The 20,496-nt window shown below is 48.9% G+C and carries 15 protein-coding genes, 3 tRNA genes and 3 rRNA genes; 15 read left to right on the top strand and 6 right to left on the bottom strand.

Annotation, left to right across the window (positions count from 1 at the left end):
* Positions 1 to 7 precede the first annotated feature (7 nt).
* The 8 genes from fre (at position 8) to AC6I8U_RS00325 (ending at position 7,814) form a co-directional block, all read left to right on the top strand.
* Positions 8 to 721, top strand: a complete 714-nt coding sequence (gene fre / locus AC6I8U_RS00290; protein ID WP_234494929.1) for an NAD(P)H-flavin reductase — start codon at positions 8 to 10, stop codon at positions 719 to 721.
* Between the two features lie 517 nt (positions 722 to 1,238).
* Positions 1,239 to 2,791, top strand: a 16S ribosomal RNA gene (locus tag AC6I8U_RS00295).
* Between the two features lie 67 nt (positions 2,792 to 2,858).
* Positions 2,859 to 2,935, top strand: a tRNA-Ile gene (locus AC6I8U_RS00300).
* 42 nt (positions 2,936 to 2,977) lie between these two features.
* Positions 2,978 to 3,053, top strand: a tRNA-Ala gene (locus AC6I8U_RS00305).
* A 323-nt stretch (positions 3,054 to 3,376) separates the two neighbouring features.
* Positions 3,377 to 6,266, top strand: a 23S ribosomal RNA gene (locus tag AC6I8U_RS00310).
* Between the two features lie 126 nt (positions 6,267 to 6,392).
* Positions 6,393 to 6,508: ribosomal RNA gene (rrf, locus tag AC6I8U_RS00315) — 5S ribosomal RNA — on the top strand.
* Together the 16S, 23S and 5S rRNA genes with 3 tRNA genes alongside form the textbook arrangement of a ribosomal RNA operon.
* A 70-nt stretch (positions 6,509 to 6,578) precedes the next feature.
* Positions 6,579 to 6,669: transfer RNA gene (locus AC6I8U_RS00320), tRNA-Ser, on the top strand.
* Positions 6,670 to 6,848: 179 nt separating this feature from the next.
* The gene (locus AC6I8U_RS00325) at positions 6,849 to 7,814 is read left to right on the top strand and encodes a phosphotransferase (protein WP_498017420.1); all 966 of its coding nucleotides are present in this window, start codon (positions 6,849 to 6,851) and stop codon (positions 7,812 to 7,814) included.
* A gap of 41 nt (positions 7,815 to 7,855) precedes the next feature.
* Here AC6I8U_RS00325 and AC6I8U_RS00330 read toward each other — a convergent pair whose 3' ends face one another.
* The 4 genes from AC6I8U_RS00330 to hemC are packed head-to-tail and all read right to left on the bottom strand — an operon-like array spanning position 7,856 to position 11,908.
* On the bottom strand, positions 7,856 to 9,037 hold the full coding sequence (locus AC6I8U_RS00330; RefSeq protein ID WP_498017421.1) for a heme biosynthesis protein HemY: 1,182 nt from the start codon (positions 9,035 to 9,037) through the stop codon (positions 7,856 to 7,858).
* On the bottom strand, positions 9,037 to 10,221 hold the full coding sequence (locus AC6I8U_RS00335; protein WP_498017422.1) for a uroporphyrinogen-III C-methyltransferase: 1,185 nt from the start codon (positions 10,219 to 10,221) through the stop codon (positions 9,037 to 9,039). The genes AC6I8U_RS00330 and AC6I8U_RS00335 overlap by 1 nt, the downstream gene beginning before the upstream one ends.
* Complete coding sequence (locus AC6I8U_RS00340) at positions 10,205 to 10,963, bottom strand: uroporphyrinogen-III synthase (RefSeq protein ID WP_234494933.1); 759 nt, start codon at positions 10,961 to 10,963, stop codon at positions 10,205 to 10,207. The genes AC6I8U_RS00335 and AC6I8U_RS00340 overlap by 17 nt, the downstream gene beginning before the upstream one ends.
* A gap of 6 nt (positions 10,964 to 10,969) precedes the next feature.
* Positions 10,970 to 11,908 (bottom strand): hydroxymethylbilane synthase, encoded by a 939-nt coding sequence (hemC, locus tag AC6I8U_RS00345; protein WP_498017423.1) that lies wholly within the window; start codon positions 11,906 to 11,908, stop codon positions 10,970 to 10,972.
* 343 nt (positions 11,909 to 12,251) lie between these two features.
* Here hemC and AC6I8U_RS00350 point away from each other — a divergent pair, with 343 nt between their 5' ends.
* Positions 12,252 to 14,786, top strand: a complete 2,535-nt coding sequence (locus tag AC6I8U_RS00350; RefSeq protein WP_234494935.1) for a class I adenylate cyclase — start codon at positions 12,252 to 12,254, stop codon at positions 14,784 to 14,786.
* Between the two features lie 16 nt (positions 14,787 to 14,802).
* Here the strand turns inward: AC6I8U_RS00350 and cyaY are convergent, their stop codons facing one another.
* Positions 14,803 to 15,117, bottom strand: coding sequence for an iron donor protein CyaY (gene cyaY, locus AC6I8U_RS00355; protein WP_128650156.1), 315 nt, complete (start codon positions 15,115 to 15,117; stop codon positions 14,803 to 14,805).
* A 74-nt stretch (positions 15,118 to 15,191) separates the two neighbouring features.
* Between cyaY and lptM the strand changes: the two genes are divergently transcribed.
* The 6 genes from lptM (at position 15,192) to yigB (ending at position 19,901) form a co-directional block, all read left to right on the top strand.
* Positions 15,192 to 15,311, top strand: coding sequence for an LPS translocon maturation chaperone LptM (gene lptM, locus AC6I8U_RS00360; protein WP_419153417.1), 120 nt, complete (start codon positions 15,192 to 15,194; stop codon positions 15,309 to 15,311).
* Between the two features lie 36 nt (positions 15,312 to 15,347).
* Positions 15,348 to 16,601 (top strand): diaminopimelate decarboxylase, encoded by a 1,254-nt coding sequence (lysA, locus tag AC6I8U_RS00365; RefSeq protein WP_042478751.1) that lies wholly within the window; start codon positions 15,348 to 15,350, stop codon positions 16,599 to 16,601.
* A gap of 10 nt (positions 16,602 to 16,611) precedes the next feature.
* Complete coding sequence (gene dapF, locus AC6I8U_RS00370) at positions 16,612 to 17,442, top strand: diaminopimelate epimerase (protein ID WP_042478753.1); 831 nt, start codon at positions 16,612 to 16,614, stop codon at positions 17,440 to 17,442.
* A gap of 83 nt (positions 17,443 to 17,525) precedes the next feature.
* Positions 17,526 to 18,242 carry a DUF484 family protein gene (locus AC6I8U_RS00375; RefSeq protein WP_498017424.1) on the top strand — a complete coding sequence of 239 codons (717 nt, stop codon included), beginning with the start codon at positions 17,526 to 17,528 and terminating at the stop codon, positions 18,240 to 18,242.
* Complete coding sequence (gene xerC / locus AC6I8U_RS00380; protein ID WP_498017425.1) at positions 18,220 to 19,176, top strand: tyrosine recombinase XerC; 957 nt, start codon at positions 18,220 to 18,222, stop codon at positions 19,174 to 19,176. The genes AC6I8U_RS00375 and xerC overlap by 23 nt, the downstream gene beginning before the upstream one ends.
* Complete coding sequence (yigB, locus tag AC6I8U_RS00385) at positions 19,176 to 19,901, top strand: 5-amino-6-(5-phospho-D-ribitylamino)uracil phosphatase YigB (RefSeq protein ID WP_498017426.1); 726 nt, start codon at positions 19,176 to 19,178, stop codon at positions 19,899 to 19,901. The genes xerC and yigB overlap by 1 nt, the downstream gene beginning before the upstream one ends.
* Positions 19,902 to 19,904: 3 nt before the next feature.
* On the opposite strand, the gene AC6I8U_RS00390 is transcribed toward yigB, so the two are convergent.
* Positions 19,905 to 20,489 carry a tRNA-uridine aminocarboxypropyltransferase gene (locus AC6I8U_RS00390; RefSeq protein WP_498017427.1) on the bottom strand — a complete coding sequence of 195 codons (585 nt, stop codon included), beginning with the start codon at positions 20,487 to 20,489 and terminating at the stop codon, positions 19,905 to 19,907.
* Positions 20,490 to 20,496 lie beyond the last annotated feature (7 nt).

The following is a 20,496-nucleotide window of genomic DNA, read 5'->3' on the forward strand; positions in this document are numbered from 1 at the left end:
ATAAACCATGACCATCAATTGTAAAGTTAAGTCTATTGAGCCTTTAGCAGCGAATACCTATCAGATTTTGCTGCACCCAGAACAGCCTGTTAGCTTTAAAGCAGGTCAATATTTAATGGTAGTAATGGGTGAGGCCGACAAGCGTCCGTTCTCTATTGCTAGCAGCCCTTGCCGTCATGAAGGCGAGATCGAACTCCACATTGGTGCTGCGGAGCACAATGCTTATGCGCTAGAAGTGGTTGAATCAATGAAGCATGCACTTGAAGTGGGTGGCGACATTCAGATTGATGCCCCTCATGGCGAAGCATGGATTCGTGAAGATAGCCAACGCCCAATTCTACTGATTGCCGGTGGCACAGGCTTTAGCTATGTACGTTCTATTCTTGATCACTGCATCAGCCAAAACATTGCGCAGCCTATCTATCTATATTGGGGTGGTCGCGATGAGGCTCAGCTATATGCCAAACAAGAGCTAACTGACATCGCTAATGCTCATGAGCGCATTCAGTTCATTCCTGTTATTGAAGAAACTTTGGCTGAGTGGACCGGTAAACAAGGCAACGTACTTCAAGCGGTGAGTGAAGATTTTGATTCACTGGCTGATTTCGATATCTATATAGCAGGCCGTTTCGAAATGGCTGGCGCTGCACGTGAACAGTTCACGCAAAACAAGCAAGCTAAGTCTGATCACATGTATGGTGATGCGTACGCATTTATCTAATTGTTAGTGATTTGTGGCTAAAAGGAGAGTTTTTATACTCTCCTTTTTGTTTTTTGATGGTATTTCAATCAAAAGAACGTTTTTTCTAAAAAATATTGAAAAAGGGGTTGCGCGGCTTCTCATTCTCCCTATAATGCGCACCACACCAAACGGGAGGGCAGCAAAGCAAGAGCCCAACAGGTTTGGCGGGCAAAAAGCCTAAACGAAAATAATTTGAAAAAGTGGTTGACACGACAGGTTATCTAGTTAAAATGGCCGCCCACTTCGAGAGAAAAGCCGAAAGGCTCAAAAACGAAAGTTTAGCCTCTCGAAGAAACGTTCTTTAAAAATTTAAACCTATCAATCTGTGTGGGCACTCGTTGATGATAATCAAATTAGAAACTTTGGTTTCAAATTAGGTTTTCAATGAACTGAGTGACCAATTCAAGTCTTCGGACTTGGCACAGTCAATTCACTATCGTTAGATAGAATCAGTATTCATTGAGCCTCCCCTATTTATTTAGGGAATCAAAACTTTAAATTGAAGAGTTTGATCATGGCTCAGATTGAACGCTGGCGGCAGGCCTAACACATGCAAGTCGAGCGGAAACGAGTTAACTGAACCTTCGGGGAACGTTAACGGCGTCGAGCGGCGGACGGGTGAGTAATGCCTGGGAAATTGCCCTGATGTGGGGGATAACCATTGGAAGCGATGGCTAATACCGCATAATAGCTTCGGCTCAAAGAGGGGGACCTTCGGGCCTCTCGCGTCAGGATATGCCCAGGTGGGATTAGCTAGTTGGTGAGGTAATGGCTCACCAAGGCGACGATCCCTAGCTGGTCTGAGAGGATGATCAGCCACACTGGAACTGAGACACGGTCCAGACTCCTACGGGAGGCAGCAGTGGGGAATATTGCACAATGGGCGCAAGCCTGATGCAGCCATGCCGCGTGTGTGAAGAAGGCCTTCGGGTTGTAAAGCACTTTCAGCAGTGAGGAAGGTGGGTGTCGTTAATAGCGGCATCATTTGACGTTAGCTGCAGAAGAAGCACCGGCTAACTCCGTGCCAGCAGCCGCGGTAATACGGAGGGTGCGAGCGTTAATCGGAATTACTGGGCGTAAAGCGCATGCAGGTGGTTAGTTAAGTCAGATGTGAAAGCCCGGGGCTCAACCTCGGAACTGCATTTGAAACTGGCTGACTAGAGTACTGTAGAGGGGGGTAGAATTTCAGGTGTAGCGGTGAAATGCGTAGAGATCTGAAGGAATACCGGTGGCGAAGGCGGCCCCCTGGACAGATACTGACACTCAGATGCGAAAGCGTGGGGAGCAAACAGGATTAGATACCCTGGTAGTCCACGCCGTAAACGATGTCTACTTGGAGGTTGTGGCCTTGAGCCGTGGCTTTCGGAGCTAACGCGTTAAGTAGACCGCCTGGGGAGTACGGTCGCAAGATTAAAACTCAAATGAATTGACGGGGGCCCGCACAAGCGGTGGAGCATGTGGTTTAATTCGATGCAACGCGAAGAACCTTACCTACTCTTGACATCCTCAGAAGAGACTGGAGACAGTCTTGTGCCTTCGGGAACTGAGAGACAGGTGCTGCATGGCTGTCGTCAGCTCGTGTTGTGAAATGTTGGGTTAAGTCCCGCAACGAGCGCAACCCTTATCCTTGTTTGCCAGCACTTCGGGTGGGAACTCCAGGGAGACTGCCGGTGATAAACCGGAGGAAGGTGGGGACGACGTCAAGTCATCATGGCCCTTACGAGTAGGGCTACACACGTGCTACAATGGCGCATACAGAGGGCGGCCAACTTGCGAAAGTGAGCGAATCCCAAAAAGTGCGTCGTAGTCCGGATTGGAGTCTGCAACTCGACTCCATGAAGTCGGAATCGCTAGTAATCGTGGATCAGAATGCCACGGTGAATACGTTCCCGGGCCTTGTACACACCGCCCGTCACACCATGGGAGTGGGCTGCAAAAGAAGTGGGTAGTTTAACCTTCGGGAGGACGCTCACCACTTTGTGGTTCATGACTGGGGTGAAGTCGTAACAAGGTAGCCCTAGGGGAACCTGGGGCTGGATCACCTCCTTATACGAATAGATTATTGCGATGAGTGTTCACACAGATTGATACGGTTTATGAATTAAAGACGATGCTTGGGTCTGTAGCTCAGGTGGTTAGAGCGTTCGCCTGATAAGCGAGAGGTCGGTGGTTCAAGTCCACTCAGACCCACCAATCTTCCTCCCAGATGATTGGCGGTAAGCATCAAACACTGATGGGGCTATAGCTCAGCTGGGAGAGCGCCTGCCTTGCACGCAGGAGGTCAGCAGTTCGATCCTGCTTAGCTCCACCATCTTTAAGCGCATTTGCTTAAGTGTTCTTAAAAATGGTTTCTTTCTTTAAATAGAAAGCGAATCAAGCTCTTTAAAAATTTGGAAAGCTGACGAATAAGAATTGATTATTCTTATTCAATTAAAAGTTCTCAAATCCTAATCTTTTGATTAGGTACCAACACACATTCAAGTGTTCTTGGGAATTACGAAAGTAATTCATATTTGAGTCCGGCAAAATCGAGTCTGCATCATGTATAAAAATTGCAGACAACTTTGGTTGTTTGACCGTTTGCTTTCACTTTTCAAAAGTGAAGACAAATAGAAAGACCCTTTGGGGTTGTATGGTTAAGTGACTAAGCGTACACGGTGGATGCCTTGGCAGTCAGAGGCGATGAAAGGCGTAATAACTTGCGATAAGCTCAGATTAGGTAGTAATAACCTTTGAGTCTGAGATCCCTGAATGGGGAAACCCACCTGCATAAGCAGGTATCGCTGAGTGAATACATAGCTCAGCGAGGCGAACCGGGGGAACTGAAACATCTAAGTACCCCGAGGAAGAGAAATCAACCGAGATTCCGAAAGTAGCGGCGAGCGAAATTGGATTAGCCCTTAAGCTTTTAATGAGACAGGTGAAGGCTCTGGAAAGTGCCGCGATACAGGGTGATAGCCCCGTAACCGACATCTCATCATCAGTGAAATCGAGTAGGGCGGGACACGTGATATCCTGTCTGAATATGGGGGGACCATCCTCCAAGGCTAAATACTACTGACTGACCGATAGTGAACCAGTACCGTGAGGGAAAGGCGAAAAGAACCCCTGTGAGGGGAGTGAAATAGAACCTGAAACCGTGTACGTACAAGCAGTAGGAGCACCTTCGTAGTGTGACTGCGTACCTTTTGTATAATGGGTCAGCGACTTATATTCAGTGGCAAGGTTAACCGTTTAGGGGAGCCGTAGGGAAACCGAGTCTTAACTGGGCGTTCAGTCTCTGGATATAGACCCGAAACCAGGTGATCTAGCCATGGGCAGGTTGAAGGTTGAGTAACATCAACTGGAGGACCGAACCGACTAATGTTGAAAAATTAGCGGATGACTTGTGGCTAGGGGTGAAAGGCCAATCAAACCTGGAGATAGCTGGTTCTCCCCGAAATCTATTTAGGTAGAGCCTCGGACGAATACTACTGGGGGGTAGAGCACTGTTAAGGCTAGGGGGTCATCCCGACTTACCAACCCTTTGCAAACTCCGAATACCAGTAAGTACTATCCGGGAGACACACGGCGGGTGCTAACGTCCGTCGTGGAGAGGGAAACAACCCAGACCGCCAGCTAAGGTCCCAAATTATAGCTAAGTGGGAAACGATGTGGGAAGGCTTAGACAGCTAGGATGTTGGCTTAGAAGCAGCCATCATTTAAAGAAAGCGTAATAGCTCACTAGTCGAGTCGGCCTGCGCGGAAGATGTAACGGGGCTAAGCTATAAACCGAAGCTGCGGCAATATACTTTGTATATTGGGTAGGGGAGCGTTCTGTAAGCCGTTGAAGGTGGATTGTAAGGTCTGCTGGAGGTATCAGAAGTGCGAATGCTGACATGAGTAACGATAAAGGGGGTGAAAAACCTCCTCGCCGGAAGACCAAGGGTTCCTGTCCAACGTTAATCGGGGCAGGGTGAGTCGACCCCTAAGGCGAGGCCGAAAGGCGTAGTCGATGGGAAACGGGTTAATATTCCCGTACTTCTTACAATTGCGATGGGGGGACGGAGAAGGCTAGGTGGGCCTGGCGACGGTTGTCCAGGTTCAAGTGCGTAGGCTTGAGAGTTAGGTAAATCCGGCTCTCTTTAAGGCTGAGACACGATGTCGAGCTACTACGGTAGTGAAGTCATTGATGCCATGCTTCCAGGAAAAGCCTCTAAGCTTCAGATTGTAAGGAATCGTACCCCAAACCGACACAGGTGGTCGGGTAGAGAATACCAAGGCGCTTGAGAGAACTCGGGTGAAGGAACTAGGCAAAATGGTACCGTAACTTCGGGAGAAGGTACGCTCCTCGCGGTGAAGTCCCTTGCGGATGGAGCTATGGGGAGTCGCAGATACCAGGTGGCTGCAACTGTTTATTAAAAACACAGCACTGTGCAAAATCGTAAGATGACGTATACGGTGTGACGCCTGCCCGGTGCCGGAAGGTTAATTGATGGGGTTAGACTTAGGTCGAAGCTCTTGATCGAAGCCCCGGTAAACGGCGGCCGTAACTATAACGGTCCTAAGGTAGCGAAATTCCTTGTCGGGTAAGTTCCGACCTGCACGAATGGCGTAATGATGGCCACGCTGTCTCCACCCGAGACTCAGTGAAATTGAAATCGCTGTGAAGATGCAGTGTACCCGCGGCTAGACGGAAAGACCCCGTGAACCTTTACTACAGCTTGGCACTGAACATTGACCCTACATGTGTAGGATAGGTGGGAGGCTTTGAAACTAGTACGCCAGTATTAGTGGAGCCGTCCTTGAAATACCACCCTTGTAGTGTTGATGTTCTAACTTGGTCCCCTAATCGGGGATGAGGACAGTGCCTGGTGGGTAGTTTGACTGGGGCGGTCTCCTCCCCAAAGAGTAACGGAGGAGCACGAAGGTGGGCTAATCACGGTTGGACATCGTGAGGTTAGTGCAATGGCATAAGCCCGCTTGACTGCGAGAATGACAATTCGAGCAGGTGCGAAAGCAGGTCATAGTGATCCGGTGGTTCTGAATGGAAGGGCCATCGCTCAACGGATAAAAGGTACTCCGGGGATAACAGGCTGATACCGCCCAAGAGTTCATATCGACGGCGGTGTTTGGCACCTCGATGTCGGCTCATCACATCCTGGGGCTGAAGTCGGTCCCAAGGGTATGGCTGTTCGCCATTTAAAGTGGTACGCGAGCTGGGTTTAGAACGTCGTGAGACAGTTCGGTCCCTATCTGCCGTGGGCGTTGGAAGATTGAAGGGGGCTGCTCCTAGTACGAGAGGACCGGAGTGGACGAACCTCTGGTGTTCGGGTTGTGTCGCCAGACGCATTGCCCGGTAGCTAAGTTCGGAATCGATAACCGCTGAAAGCATCTAAGCGGGAAGCGAGCCCTGAGATGAGTCTTCCCTGGCACTTTAAGTGTCCTAAAGGGTTGTTCGAGACTAGAACGTTGATAGGCAGGGTGTGTAAGCGTTGTGAGGCGTTGAGCTAACCTGTACTAATTGCCCGTGAGGCTTAACCATACAACACCCAAAGGGTTTTGATGGACTCAAAGTAGAACATTGAATGTGTATTTAGACTTTTAAAATCAGTTTTCCAGATTTATTGTTTTCAGATTTTCAGAAAATCTGAAGGCAAAACAGAATTTGCTTGGCGACCATAGCGTTGTGGACCCACCTGATTCCATGCCGAACTCAGAAGTGAAACGCAATAGCGCCGATGGTAGTGTGGGGCTTCCCCATGTGAGAGTAGGACATCGCCAGGCTTTAAATACTGTTACTTGCAATAGTAAGTAACCACATCATCAGTGTACTAATCTGTTGATGACAATTTGTGGAGAGATGGCTGAGTGGTCGAAAGCACCGGTCTTGAAAACCGGCAACCGTTAATAGCGGTTCTAGGGTTCAAATCCCTATCTCTCCGCCACATTAGAAAGCCCGCTGAGAAATCAGCGGGCTTTTTCTTATCTGCAGTTCCTCAAAAACCCCATACTTACTACTTACCTGACTAACCCTTCAGTTTAATGGTATTGTCTGTCACAGTGAGCATCAGTTTCTATTTCTAGAGGTATTTGAGGTTTGAGTTCCAGCCCGTATGAGCCAACGTTGGCAATAAAAAAACTGATTGGTGAAACGCATCGAGTGATCTCTAAAGAGCCGATACAGAGCCTTTGGAGTGGCTATGGACAGTTGTTTAGAGTAACTACGGACAATCCAGGGCTGCCAAGTATGGTCATTAAGTCGATCGACTTGCCAGAGCTGGCGCCGGAGTATCATCCGAAAGGATGGAACACCCAGTTATCGAACGAGAGGAAATTGAAGTCCTATCAGGTTGAGTTTAATTGGTATCGGCAATACGTCTCTCAAATGCCTTTTGGCTGGGCACCAGGCTGTTTAGCGGCGATCAACCATGGTTCGCACTATGACCTCGTTTTGGAGGATCTCAGGCTTCAAGAACGTGCGAGAGTGGTAAAAAAGCCAACGATGGATGAAGTAAAAGCCGTATTGAGCTGGCTAGCCCGCTTTCATGCCTTTTGGCTCGATACGAAGCCTGTAGGCCTTTGGGAGCAGGGAACCTATTGGCATTTGCCTACCCGCCCCGACGAATGGCAAGCAATGACGCCAAGCCGATACAAACAGGCGGCTAAGCGTATTGATGACATACTTAATCGCTGTCGATATCAGACCTTGGTGCATGGTGATGCGAAGCTTGCCAATTTTTGCTTTAATCAATCAGGCTCCGAGGTCAGCGCGGTGGATTTCCAATACGTTGGCGGTGGTGTGGGCGTAAAAGATGTGGCTCTGTTCTTCACCACAGTGCTCAATTTTGATGATGCGCAGCTATCGATCGACGACTATGTTGAGTTTTACTTTCAAGCGCTGAAGGTGGCTTTAGAGGAATATCAATTCGACGTTGACTCTAATGATGTGTGTCAGGAGTGGCGCGCGTTATTGGGGCTGGCATGGGCGGATTATCAACGATTTTTGCTTGGTTGGAGCCCCGTTCATACCAGAGTGAATGCCTTTACTAATCGACTCACGCTTCAAGCATTGGACGATTTCCAGCTATAAAAAAAGCTCCCAAGGGAGCTTTTTATGCATAGACTAATAGCTTATTTACTTTCGATTAGGGTCAACGCCTTACGAGAAACTTCACCTGCTGCTTTAGTCAGGTTCTGTTTCTCTAGCGTGTCTGCCAAATAGGCATAATCGGAGACATCTGGTCGGATAGACAACGCACGCTCGAAATGACGCTGTGCTTGTGGCCATTTTTCATCACGGAAATAGAACTGTGCTAATGCGCTTTGTGCTTTTGCATTATCTGGTTGCTTCTTCACGACATCTTCGAGCATCACAACAACGGGATGCGCGTCTGCTAGGTTAAGTTCTGGTAGCAACGTATACAGCTCGTCATGCCCCTGCTTCTTGAGCGTCTCTTTGATAACAGTGAACGCTTCTGCGTCTGCCTTACGAGCAATTAGCTGCTTGGTGAAGCATCCGACTAAGTGCGTGCTTTGGCGTGTCTTACGAGGTAGTTTATTCCAATGGCTGATTAAGCCCTCACTGCCTTGCTGGCTTGCAATATCCTCTAGCAGGCCACATTGAGCTCGTTCTTCTAATTCCGCTTGCTCTTCAGTATCGATAAGTTTTGCTTTGTTTAGCTTAGGCAGAAGATCAATCAGAGCCTGCCATTCGCCAAGTTCGCGATAGGTTGTCTTCAGTAGGCTTAAAACGATGGTGTTACTTGGGTGCTCAGCTTTTAATGTCTCAAGAGTCGACGCTGCGACTTCCCATTCTTCTTCGCGGACTGCTTGTTTAGCTCGAGTAAGCTGCACGGCCAGCTCAGAGTTTTCTTGTTGAGAAGCAAGATCTAGGTAGTGGTCACGCTTTGCTTTATCACCTTGTCCCAAGGCTGCCTCTGACGCTACCAGATAACACAGTAGTGGCATGTCGTGGTAATTCGCCCAGCGAGTTACTTTCTTCTCTGCGAGCTTCCAGTCACCCTCTAGTAGCTTAACGATACCTTCATTGGTATAGCGGCGAGAGCGACGCATTTTGCGCACACTAAAGTAATTAAAGGTGGTCACGCTGGTGTAGAGAATTTTCTTGATGATGTACTCAAGTAGAAACAGTGCTGCAAGCGCAGCGATCACAAACACCACAAGCGTGGTGACACTCATCTCGATGGTCTTATCAGCAATCGAGATCAGCACATAGCCTTGTTGACCGGAAAACTGAGTACCAACAAATAGACCTGCGCCAAGGACGACGAAGAGAAAAATTAATCGAATCATTATTTCTCCTCCGTGATGATGGTAGTGACTTCACGGCGTAAACGCTCGCTGATCACGTCAGACAGCTTCGCTTGCGTTTCTAGCTTAACTGGATAGTCGACCTGAATGTTTTGTTGACTAAGCTTGCCAAGTGCAGCGTTAAACTCTTTGACGCTATTGTTATCCATATCGAAGAAGGATTCTGACCACTCTTCAGCCGTCTCTAGCGACATCTTGTAGATCTCACCTTGCTCCTCGTAGGTCGCACGAATCGCGGTCTCGATTTTAGACTTGATGTTCTCTCTCAAATAGAAGTGCTGTTCTGGGGATAATAGCGGAATCACGTTACCGTCACGACTACGGAAGGTAATGAAGTTTTCTGAGAAATCCTTCAGTGATGTCATTAGGTTGTCTTGCCAGTCATAGATGTCTTGCGATACTTGGCGCTTCTCAACAGCAGGGGCATCAGGAAGGATCGCATTAGCCAGCGGAAGTTGGTCGACTTGGCGTTGCAGTGAGGTTAAGCGTAGTACTAGCCCGTCACGGTCAATCAAAGGCACGGTACGAAGCTTAGTAATGTCGTTTGCCATGGATTGACGTAGGGATACAAGGCTTGGGTCGTTTAGCGCAGCGATACGTTGGTCCGCACTTTCCATCAAGCGTGTCGCACTGACGACATCATGCTCCAAAAACAGTTTGCGGCCCGCCAGTTTAACCAGGTAATCCGCTTCCGCTAACAGCCAGTCATTTGGACGGCGACCTTTCACATCCGCCACGGCAAGTTGCAGGCTTTCAATGCTCTTTTTCTGCTGGCCAAGCACGACTTCGGCTTTGTGGGTCATGGTTTTCGCTTGTTCCAGCGTATCTGCCTGAATCTGCTGCATCTCAGAGCTCAACGAGCTTTGTGATGCTTTAATCTGTGCTTCAAGCCTTGCAATGCGAGCTTCATAATCGCCCGCTTGCTTTTGCATCATGAACGTCATGCCACCGCCAAGCAGCAGTGCAAGGATAATGGCAGCGGTACCGAGCTTCACGCCGCGCTTACCCTGCTTTTCTTCAAATGCAGGTGATTTAGATTGCGGGCTTTCTGCTTCCGATGCTGGCGCTTCAGGCTCGATCGATTCTTGGGTGTTCTCTGTGGCTAGAGTAGTAACGTCTTGTTTGTCTTCAGACTGGATTTGCTCGTCTTTATTTTTGTTCGTCATTGTTAAGTCCTGTTTTTAGACGCTGGAGAGCAGCAAATAGAGTAGAGTTCGATGCACCTTGGGTGTTCGTTACGTTATTAAATCCCTGTGTCATCGCGAGATTAGCGATTCGTTCACTTGGAACCAAAAGCTGATGTTGTCTTAACCAGTCATGGTTTGACTCTGGTACTTGAGACAGCAAATATTCAAGTTGTTCACCGCTTGTGACCACTAACGTGTCAGTTTTACTATCTTGCCAGTGCTCGAGGGCTTGTTTATCGAACGAGCGATACTGACGCTGATACATTTCCAGATATTGCACATATGCACCGCGTTTCGTCAACTGCTCGTAAATGAGTTCACGCCCGCCATTACCTCGGAGGATGGTCACGACTTGTCCTGAAATCTGTGCAAGCTCTGGCAAAGCGAGCAGGTGCTCACTGTCGCTTATCGAGGGATAGTTTACGTTTTGTTGTACCAGTTTGCTTAATTCATGTGCGGTTTTTTGACCAACGCCAAGATAAATAGCCTGTTTAGGCGCGCAAACGGAGGTGCGGTTGAGGTAGTGCTCTAGACCTTGCACTGCGTATTGGCTGACGGCGATGACGATGTCTGATTGACAAAAGTGCGCACTGTCGGCTGCTTGAATAGTGGGAAAAGAAATGTCAATAAGAGGATAGTGGAGGGCAAAGCCCCCCATACGTTCGATTTGTTTACAGAGTTCGGCACCTTGGGTTTCAGGCCTTGTTACCAGTACTCTCATCTCGCATTACTCGTGATCTTGATAGAGTTTCTCTAGAATTTCTTTTGCGCCGTCGTTTAGGAGCTGGTCAGCAAGTTGCACACCTAACGCTTCGGCATCTTTGCGACTACCTTGGATTTCACCGCGAATGATTTTGCTACCATCGGGTTCACCCACTAAAGCGCGTAGCCAGATGTTGTCGCCATCAATTAAAGAATAGCTGCCGATTGGAACCTGGCAGCCACCTTCAAGAGTTAGGTTCATTGCGCGCTCGCAGCGCACGCGATCTGCCGTTTCCGCATGATTTAAAGGCTCAAGCAGCTTGATAAGACGCTCATCATCGAGGCGGCACTCAATGCCAACTGCACCTTGACCAACGGCAGGTAGCGATTCTTCTGGCTCGATAAAGCTGCGAATGCGAGACTCAAGCTCTAAGCGCTTAAGACCTGCTGCGGCGAGAATTATGGCGTCGTACTCACCGTTGTCGAGTTTGCCTAGACGGGTGCCGACATTGCCTCGTAGCTCCTTGATGATGAGGTCTGGGCGCTGCTCTTTTAGCTGGCATTGTCTGCGCAAGCTACACGTGCCCACGACAGCGCCTTGTGGTAGTTCGCTAATGCTCGCATAGGTATTAGAGACAAATGCATCGCGCGGGTCTTCGCGCTCGCAGATAGTGACTAGACCAAGTCCCGCAGGAAAGTCGACAGGCACATCTTTCATCGAGTGAACAGCGAGGTCAGCACGACCTTCAAGCATCGCCACTTCGAGCTCTTTTACGAAAAGTCCTTTACCGCCAACCTTGGCAAGTGGGGTATCTAAAATGACATCACCTTTGGTCACCATTGTCACCAACTCAACCTCGAGTCCTGGGTGCGCAGCAATCAGGGCATCTTTTACATAGTGAGCCTGCCACAAAGCAAGTGGGCTTTTTCGGGTGGCAATTCGAATTGGCTGAGTCTGTGTCATATCGTTCTCGTAAACTTCTAGGTGGTTTCAATAGCGTAATCGTACCATCGACTCTATGAAATGCTTAGTGATTTCCCAATACCCAAAGTGAGGGATAACTTCACCGATCACAAATATTATCAATACTGTGAGTTTAATCGCATTTGTTGTGGTAACTACTGTTAGAATTGTCCGCTATGATTTGGAAGGCTAAACCAAGTCCCGCATTAGTGGGTATGAGTTGTCGTAGTGCCGAGTATTGCTTTACCGCCTATAATAAAAATGTTACATTGATCACGTTTTGAACGCTCTTTTGTTTAAAACCTATGCAAAATAGCAGTTAGATTGAATCTAGGAATCACCCTTGCAGGCATACACTCAAACTCTCATCCAAAGGTTAGATACCCTTAACCAGCAGCGTATTGAGCGCGCGCTGGCGCTTATGGATCTCCAAGGACAGCGTGTATTCCAACTGATTCCAGCCCTTTTCCATTTCAATCACCCCATCATCCCTGGCTTCTATGAAGCAGAAAGCCCATGCGGCCTGTTTGGTTTTGAAGCGAATGCTCTACAGCAGCAGTTCCTTGACGACATCGCCTTAGCGCTTGGTCAACCACTCCCAGAGCCGACAGAGAATGACATCCTTGGTCTTTACACCATGGGTAGTACCTCATCGATTGGTCAAAGTACGTCGAGTGACTTGGATATCTGGGTGTGCATTTCACCTGAGATGTCGACCAAGTCTCGTGAAAAACTCAGCAATAAATGCTTATTGATCACCGACTGGGCCAAAGGGCTAGGGGTAGAAGCGAACTTCTTCTTGATGGATGAGGAGCGTTTTCGCAGCAACATCTCTGAGGAGATGACGGGCGACAACTGTGGCTCCTCACAACACCTGCTATTGCTTGATGAATTCTATCGCTCAGCCGTGAGGCTGGGTGGTCAGCGACTATTGTGGCAAATCGTTCCACCTGAAATGGAGGAATGCTACGAGGATTATGTCGCTGAAATGTGCCAAAAAGGTCACATCAATTGCGATGAGTGGATCGACTTCGGTCGCTTAAACCGCATCCCAGCGGAAGAGTACTTTGGCTCTAGCCTATGGCAGCTCTATAAGAGTATCGACTCACCGTATAAATCGGTGTTAAAGGCGATCTTACTTGAGGCCTATTCTTGGGAATATCCGCATACGCAACTGCTAAGCATCGACACTAAGCGTCGCTTCTTTGCCCATGAGCCTGATCTCTACGGGATGGATGCCTACTACCTGATGCTTGAAAAGGTGACTCGATACCTTGAGCGTATCGGAGATTCTACGCGTCTCGACCTTGTTCGTCGCTGTTTCTATCTCAAAACACACGAGAAGCTTTCTCGTGAACCAGGCATTGGCTCTATGCCATGGCGCCGTGAAGCGCTGTCGCATATGACGACAAAATGGAACTGGTCACTTGAGGTATTGCAAGAGCTAGACGATCGCCGCAACTGGAAGGTTGAGCAGGTGATGCGTGTTCACAACGACTTGCTCGATGCGCTCATGCTTAGCTATCGTAACCTTATCCAGTTCGCACGACGCAATGACATTACTTCTGCGATCAGCCCACAAGATATCAGTATCTTGGCACGTAAGCTGTATGCGGCATTTGAGGTGTTGCCGGGTAAGGTCACTCTGCTCAATCCGCAGATCTCGCCTGACTTACACGAACCTGACCTTACCTTTATCGAGGTGCAGGAAGGTAAGAGCTATCAATCAGGCTGGTACCTGTACAAGCAGCCGTTGATCCCGCACCGAATCTTGGGTCAAGCACCACTAGAGCATAACGAGTATCTCAGTAAGCTCGTGGCGTGGGCGTTTTTCAATGGCTTAATCACCGAGTCAACACGACTCAATTCCGTGGTGCGTGATGCTCATATTGATATCGACAAGTTCTATCAAATGGTGAGCGATCTAAGAAACACCTTCTCACTGCGCAAGCGCCGCCCGAGCATGCAGGCGCTTGGTAGCCCGTGTGAAATAAGCCAGTTGGCGATGTTCATCAACTTTGAGAACGACCCAACCAAGGACTTGTCGGCAAAAGCCTCTAAAGTGGACCTCAAAAACGTTGATATCCTGAGTTTTGGTAGCGAAGGGCAGAGCCTCATCGGCTCTGTTGATCTGGTCTATCGCAACTCTTGGCATGAAGTACGTACCCTTCATTTTGAAGGTGATACCGCCATGCTTGATGCTCTGAAGACGGTGTTGGGTAAGATGCACCAAGATGCGCTGCCGCCAGAGTCTGTCGACGTTTTCTGTTACAGCAAGAACCTTCGTGGGGTGCTGAGAAATACCGTCTACCAACTTCTCGCTGAGTGTATTGAATTGAGATTGAAGCCGATCGACCAAGAGAAGCGTCGTCGTTTCAAAGCACTCAAAGTCGCGAATCAGATGTATGGCTTATTCTTTGAGCGTCGCGGCGTGTCAGTCCAAAAGCTTGAGAACTCGGTGGACTTCTATCGCAGCATCTCGACCAATAAGCTTCAAGGCTCGCCACTGCTCATGCTTGATCGCGAAGAAGAGTATCAGCTTCCAGAAGTGGTCGATGGGTTTGCGAGTGAGGGCTTGATTCAGTTCTTCTTTGAAGACACGGATAACGGCTTCAACATCTATGTGTTGGATGAGTCGAATCAGGTTGAGGTTTACCACCAGATGCGTGGCAGTAAAGATGAGATGATCGCGAGTGTGAACAGCTTCTACACCTCCAATGTGGATAATGGTGGAGAGGTGTCATCGAAACTGATTAACTTTAACCTTCCTCAGTACTACCAGTTGGTGCATGCCGAGGAGGGAGAACCTTACATCATTCCTTATCGTAATGATGGTGGCTCTCCAAACTCGAGAAACTCAAAAGCCGTTAATGCGTAATGACTATCGATTGGGGTTAGACCCAGTCGATAGATTCGCCAGCATGCTTTTCACACTCTTCTTTTACCATCGCCATCAGCTCAAGCTGAGTCTTTGAGCATGTCCATTTACCTTCAATCAATTTGAAGTGGAAACCACCTGATTTAGACGCTAGCCAAATCTCATGCATAGGCTCTTGGCGGTTAATGATGATTTGACTGCGGTCTTCAAATTCTAGCGTCATGACGTTGCCTGTCACTTCGTAATCGATATCTGCACCTGAATCGTCAATCGCCTCTTCGATGTTTTGCATCTGCTCATCGACTAATTGGTGAAATTCCGTGTCGTTCATTTTGTAATCCTATTGCTTTTCTAATTCGTGGTGCGATTATAGGGGGCATTGATTCAATAATCACGACATGCAAAATGAAAAAGACGATTACGGCAATTTTTATGCTCGTTGTGGTTGGACTTGCGGGATGTGGCCAAATGGGGCCACTCTATCTTCCAGCAGAAGAAGCGCCAGCAAACGAGCAAGCACAATAACCACCGCCATCGACACAGTGTAAAGGGATACAGGATTTGGATTATTTCAACTATCAGGACGATGGCCAGCTTTGGGCCGAGAATACGTCACTTACCGAACTAGCCGAGCAATACGGCACACCACTTTATGTTTATTCGCGCGCGACGCTGGAGCGTCACTGGAATGCGTTTGATAAATCTGTCGGCGATCATCCACACCTTGTGTGCTACGCGGTGAAAGCAAACTCGAACATCGGTGTACTTAATGCACTCGCACGTCTGGGCTCAGGCTTTGATATTGTTTCGGGCGGCGAGCTAGAGCGTGTGGTAGCCGCGGGCGGCGATCCAAGTAAAGTGGTTTTCTCTGGTGTTGGTAAAACGGCACAAGAGATGCGCCGCGCACTAGAGCTTGGTATTAAATGCTTTAACGTCGAGTCTGAACCAGAGCTTGAGCGTCTCAACCAAGTTGCGGGTGAAATGGGCGTGATTGCGCCAATTTCTCTGCGTATTAACCCAGATGTTGACGCCAACACGCACCCTTATATTTCAACCGGTCTTCGTGATAATAAATTCGGTATCGCATTCGACCGTGCCCCTGCCGTGTACAAGTTTGCACAAAGCCTAGACAACCTTGCGGTTCACGGTATTGATTGTCACATCGGCTCGCAGCTAACGGACATTGAACCTTTTATCGATGCGACTGATCGCTTGCTCGCGCTTATCGACCAACTGCGCGCTGACGGTGTGGATATTCGTCACCTTGATGTGGGCGGTGGTCTTGGTGTGGTTTATCGTGACGAATTGCCACCACAACCTTCGGATTATGCTAAAGCGCTACTGGCTCGCTTAGAGAACCACCCAGAGCTTGAGCTTATCTTTGAACCGGGTCGTGCAATTGCCGCTAATGCTGGTGTGCTTCTGACCAAGGTTGAGTTCCTAAAACACACTGAGCACAAAAATTTCGCGATTATCGACGCGGCAATGAACGATCTTATGCGTCCTGCGTTGTACCAAGCTTGGCAAGACATCATCCCAGTGGCCCCTCGTGAAGGTGACGCGACGACATACGACTTGGTGGGTCCAATTTGTGAAACGGGTGACTTTATCGGTAAAGACCGTGCCTTGGTGCTAGAGCCAAATGATTTGCTGGCTGTGCGCTCAGCGGGTGCCTATGGCTTTGTTATGTCTTCAAACTACAACACTCGCCCGCGCGTGGCGGAAGTGATGGTGGATGGAGATAAGGCACACCTTGTTCGTAAGCGTGAAACACTTGAGAGTCTTTGGGAATTAGAAAGCATTTTGCCGGAGTAACTGAACCACTATGCACTTCCACTTTTCTAAAATGCACGGTCTGGGCAACGACTTTATGGTTGTTGATTGTATTACCCAGAACGTTTTCTTTTCGCCTGAGCTTATCCGCCGTTTAGCAGATAGGCATACTGGTGTTGGTTTTGACCAATTACTGATTGTTGAAGCTCCTTACGATCCAGAGACGGATTTTCATTACCGCATCTTCAATGCTGACGGTAGTGAGGTTGAGCAATGTGGTAACGGCGCGCGTTGCTTTGCTCGCTTTGTGCAGATGAAAGGGCTGACCAACAAGTACAGCATCAGTGTCAGTACCAAGAAAGGCAAAATGGTTCTTAAGTTGGAAGAGAACGATCTCGTGACGGTCAATATGGGCCAGCCGGAGTTCGAGCCAAACAAGATCCCATTCAAGGCGAAGCAGAAAGAGAAGACCTATATCCTGCGTGCTGGTGACCATACCTTGTTCTGTGGGGCAGTGAGTATGGGCAATCCGCATGTAGTGACGGTTGTTGATGATACTGAAACCGCAGACGTGGACACATTAGGCCCTCTGTTAGAGTCGCACGAGCGCTTTCCAGAGCGCGTAAACGCGGGCTTTATGCAAGTGCTGAGTCGCGGTGAAGTTAACCTTCGTGTTTATGAGCGCGGCGCGGGCGAAACACAAGCGTGTGGAAGTGGTGCTTGTGGCGCGGTTGCAGTCGGCATTGTGCAAGGTCTATTAGATGAAACCGTAAAAGTGCATCTGCCAGGTGGTGACCTTAAAATCAGTTGGAAGGGGCCGGGTCATCCGCTCTATATGACTGGCGCGGCGGCTCACGTTTTCGATGGGCAGATTTCTTGTTAGCCAATAACCCATTATACTAATGGCGGGCCGTTCACTGGCCCGCCATTTTTTTATCTATTTGACAGGGATTAAAGGGAAGCATTTTGTCTGAGTTTGAAGCAAGCCACCTAACAGCAGAAGTGGTAGCCGAGTATCTTTCTGATCATCCAGATTTTTTTAAGGGTAGAGAATCACTAGTAGAATCCCTTTCCCTCCCGCACCAACAGCAAGGCGCTGTGTCCTTGGTTGGTATTCAGTTGCAACGACAGCGTGAGCGTATTGAGGCGCTTGAGGAAGAGATCACCGCATTGATGTCTCTGGCTGCTCGCAATGATAAGACCTTCTATGAGTTCATGTCGCTGCAAGAGAACCTCTTGAAGTGCCATGATCTACAAAGCGTCATATCCGCCATTAAGCAAACGGCAGCGGGTCTTAACCTGCGTGGCTACCTAAAGCTTATCGACAACGATGACAGTGCCGAGCCACTCTCACTTGAGAGTTGGCAGCGTTTCACCACTAACCATTTGAATGGCAAAGACGCTTATCTTGGTCGCCTGCGTCAGGCCGATCGTACTATGCTATTTACAGAGCAGCAGATTGCCGATGGTCACGTGCCAGAGCTCGGCTCATATGTGGTGCTGCCTCTTAAGCGTAAGTTCGCGCAAGGATTGCTGATCTTCTCAAGTGAAGACGGTGGTCACTTTCAACCGGATATGGATACCCTGTTTTTACGCCATCTCGCGCTGGTGGTTTCCTATCTTTGTGAGCACCTCGATTGGCAGGTGCAAGAGGAAGACAATGTCAGACCAAGCCACGCCTAAGATCAACTTGCCGAGTGGACTGAAAAAGCCTCTCGATAAGTTCTACGAATACCTTCGTAGTGAGAAGGGGCTTAGCCTACACACTCAACGCAACTATCGTCAGCAACTAGAAACCATGGGTCAGCACTTAAATGAGATGGGTGTAAAAGCCTGGACTCAAGTTGATGCTGGTTGGGTGAGGCAGCTGGCTGGCAAAGGCATGCGTGAAGGAATGAAAGCCAGCAGTATTGCCACGCGTTTATCTTCACTACGCAGTTTCTTTGACTTCCTTATCTTGAGGGGAGAGCTAACGGCGAACCCTGCGAAAGGCGTCAGTGCCCCGCGCAAGCAAAGGCCGCTACCTAAGAATTTGGATGTTGATGAGGTTTCTCAGCTGCTGGAAGTGGATGAGGCCGATCCATTGGCGATTCGTGATCGTGCCATGATGGAGATGATGTATGGCGCAGGTCTTCGCTTGGCGGAAATGGTCGGCATCGATGTTAAACACCTCAATCTATCGAGCGGAGAGATCCGTGTGATTGGTAAAGGTAACAAAGAGCGTAAGGTGCCATTTTCGGGCTATGCGGCTGAGTGGGCGCAGAAATGGTTAAAGGTTCGTGGGGAGTTGGCTAAACCCGGTGAGCCAGCATTATTTGTCTCAAAGCTTGGTACCCGTATTTCACATCGCAGCGTGCAAAAGCGCATGGCAGAGTGGGGACAGAAGCAATCATTGGCGAGCCACGTCAGTCCGCACAAACTGCGTCACTCTTTTGCGACGCACATGCTAGAGTCGAGCAACAACCTGCGTGCGGTTCAAGAGTTGCTGGGCCATGAGAATATCTCGACCACACAAATCTATACTCACCTTGATTTCCAACATCTTGCCCAAGCGTATGATCAAGCTCACCCAAGAGCACATAAGAAAGGTAAGCCTAAGCAACAAGAGGATTCCTGATGCGCTTCTATCGCAGTTTACAACCGATCAAGGCGATGACCTTTGATCTCGACGATACGCTTTACGACAACTGGCCGATTATTCGCGAGGTCGAACAAAAAGCCACACAATGGCTACTACAAACCCATCCGATCAGTCAGCAGTGGGATAAAGCGCAGTGGCAGGCCTTTAAGTTTAAGCTGATAGAGCAAAATCCTATGCTGAAACACGACGTCACAGAGTGGCGTTATCAGCAAGTAAAGCAGGGTTTGGAGTATTTGGGTTACGATGATCCTAAAGCTACCGAGGCGGCACAGACCTTGATTCGTCATGTATTGGAATGGCGCAGTGACTTCGATGTTCCACATGAAACACATCAGGTTTTGAGCAAATTGAGTGCCGCAATGCCGTTGGTTGCAATCACTAATGGCAATGTGAACGTCGACAAAATCGGGCTGAGTCGATACTTTGCTTTAGTGCTTAAGGCCGGCCCCGATGGTAGAGCCAAGCCCTTTGCGGACATGTTCGATAAAGCCGCAGACTTTTTGGCCTTGCCGCGTCAGCACATTCTGCATGTCGGCGATCATGTGGTAACCGATGTTGAGGGAGCGAAGCGTAATGGCTTCAGTGCTTGTTGGTTTAACGATAAAGGCTTAACGCCTCGTGACACACGCCGAATGAAGGTGCTGCCCGATGTCGAGATCAATCACATCGAGCAGTTACTTGAGTTACGCGCTGAACGATAGAGGTTAGCGCGTTAACGCATGTCCGCTGCGCTCTGCCTGAAAGCGCAGCAAGTAGTCTTCAAAGAACGTGAGCATGGCATTGGCGTCATGTTCATTTCCTACCTCTCGAGTAATCTCGGCGCACACTTCAAAGGTGCAGAGATTGCCAGGCTCTTGGTTTCGTCTTAACTGGTATTGTGACAGCTCGGCACTATCTAGGTGCACCTTGGGCAGCAATTTCAGCCAAGCGCTGCGATTCAGCATTTTTTTGGCTTCTTGCCACGTCCCATCAAGCACAATGAAATTACTTTTCGCACCTTGTTGTTTCTGTTGCCATTTAGCAAGCGGCACACTTTCTTCACACGGAAATACCAGTACTGGACTAAAGGGGCTAGTGTCAGGCAAGCAGCGCTCGATCGGAGATTTACGTTGCCACTCACTAATTTCGCAGTCATCAAATAATTTATCGATAAGCTTGCCAGTATTGGTGGCGCGTGAAGGCTCGTTAGGGTGAGTGAGCAGGGTAAAGCAAAGATCAGAGGCGATCGTTGGGATCGCCTCACAATAGCAGTTGTGGATAAAACCACAGCGTGGGCACATCTGGCTCATAGTTGGT

The organism is Vibrio sp. KUL80 (genome assembly GCF_059725495.1).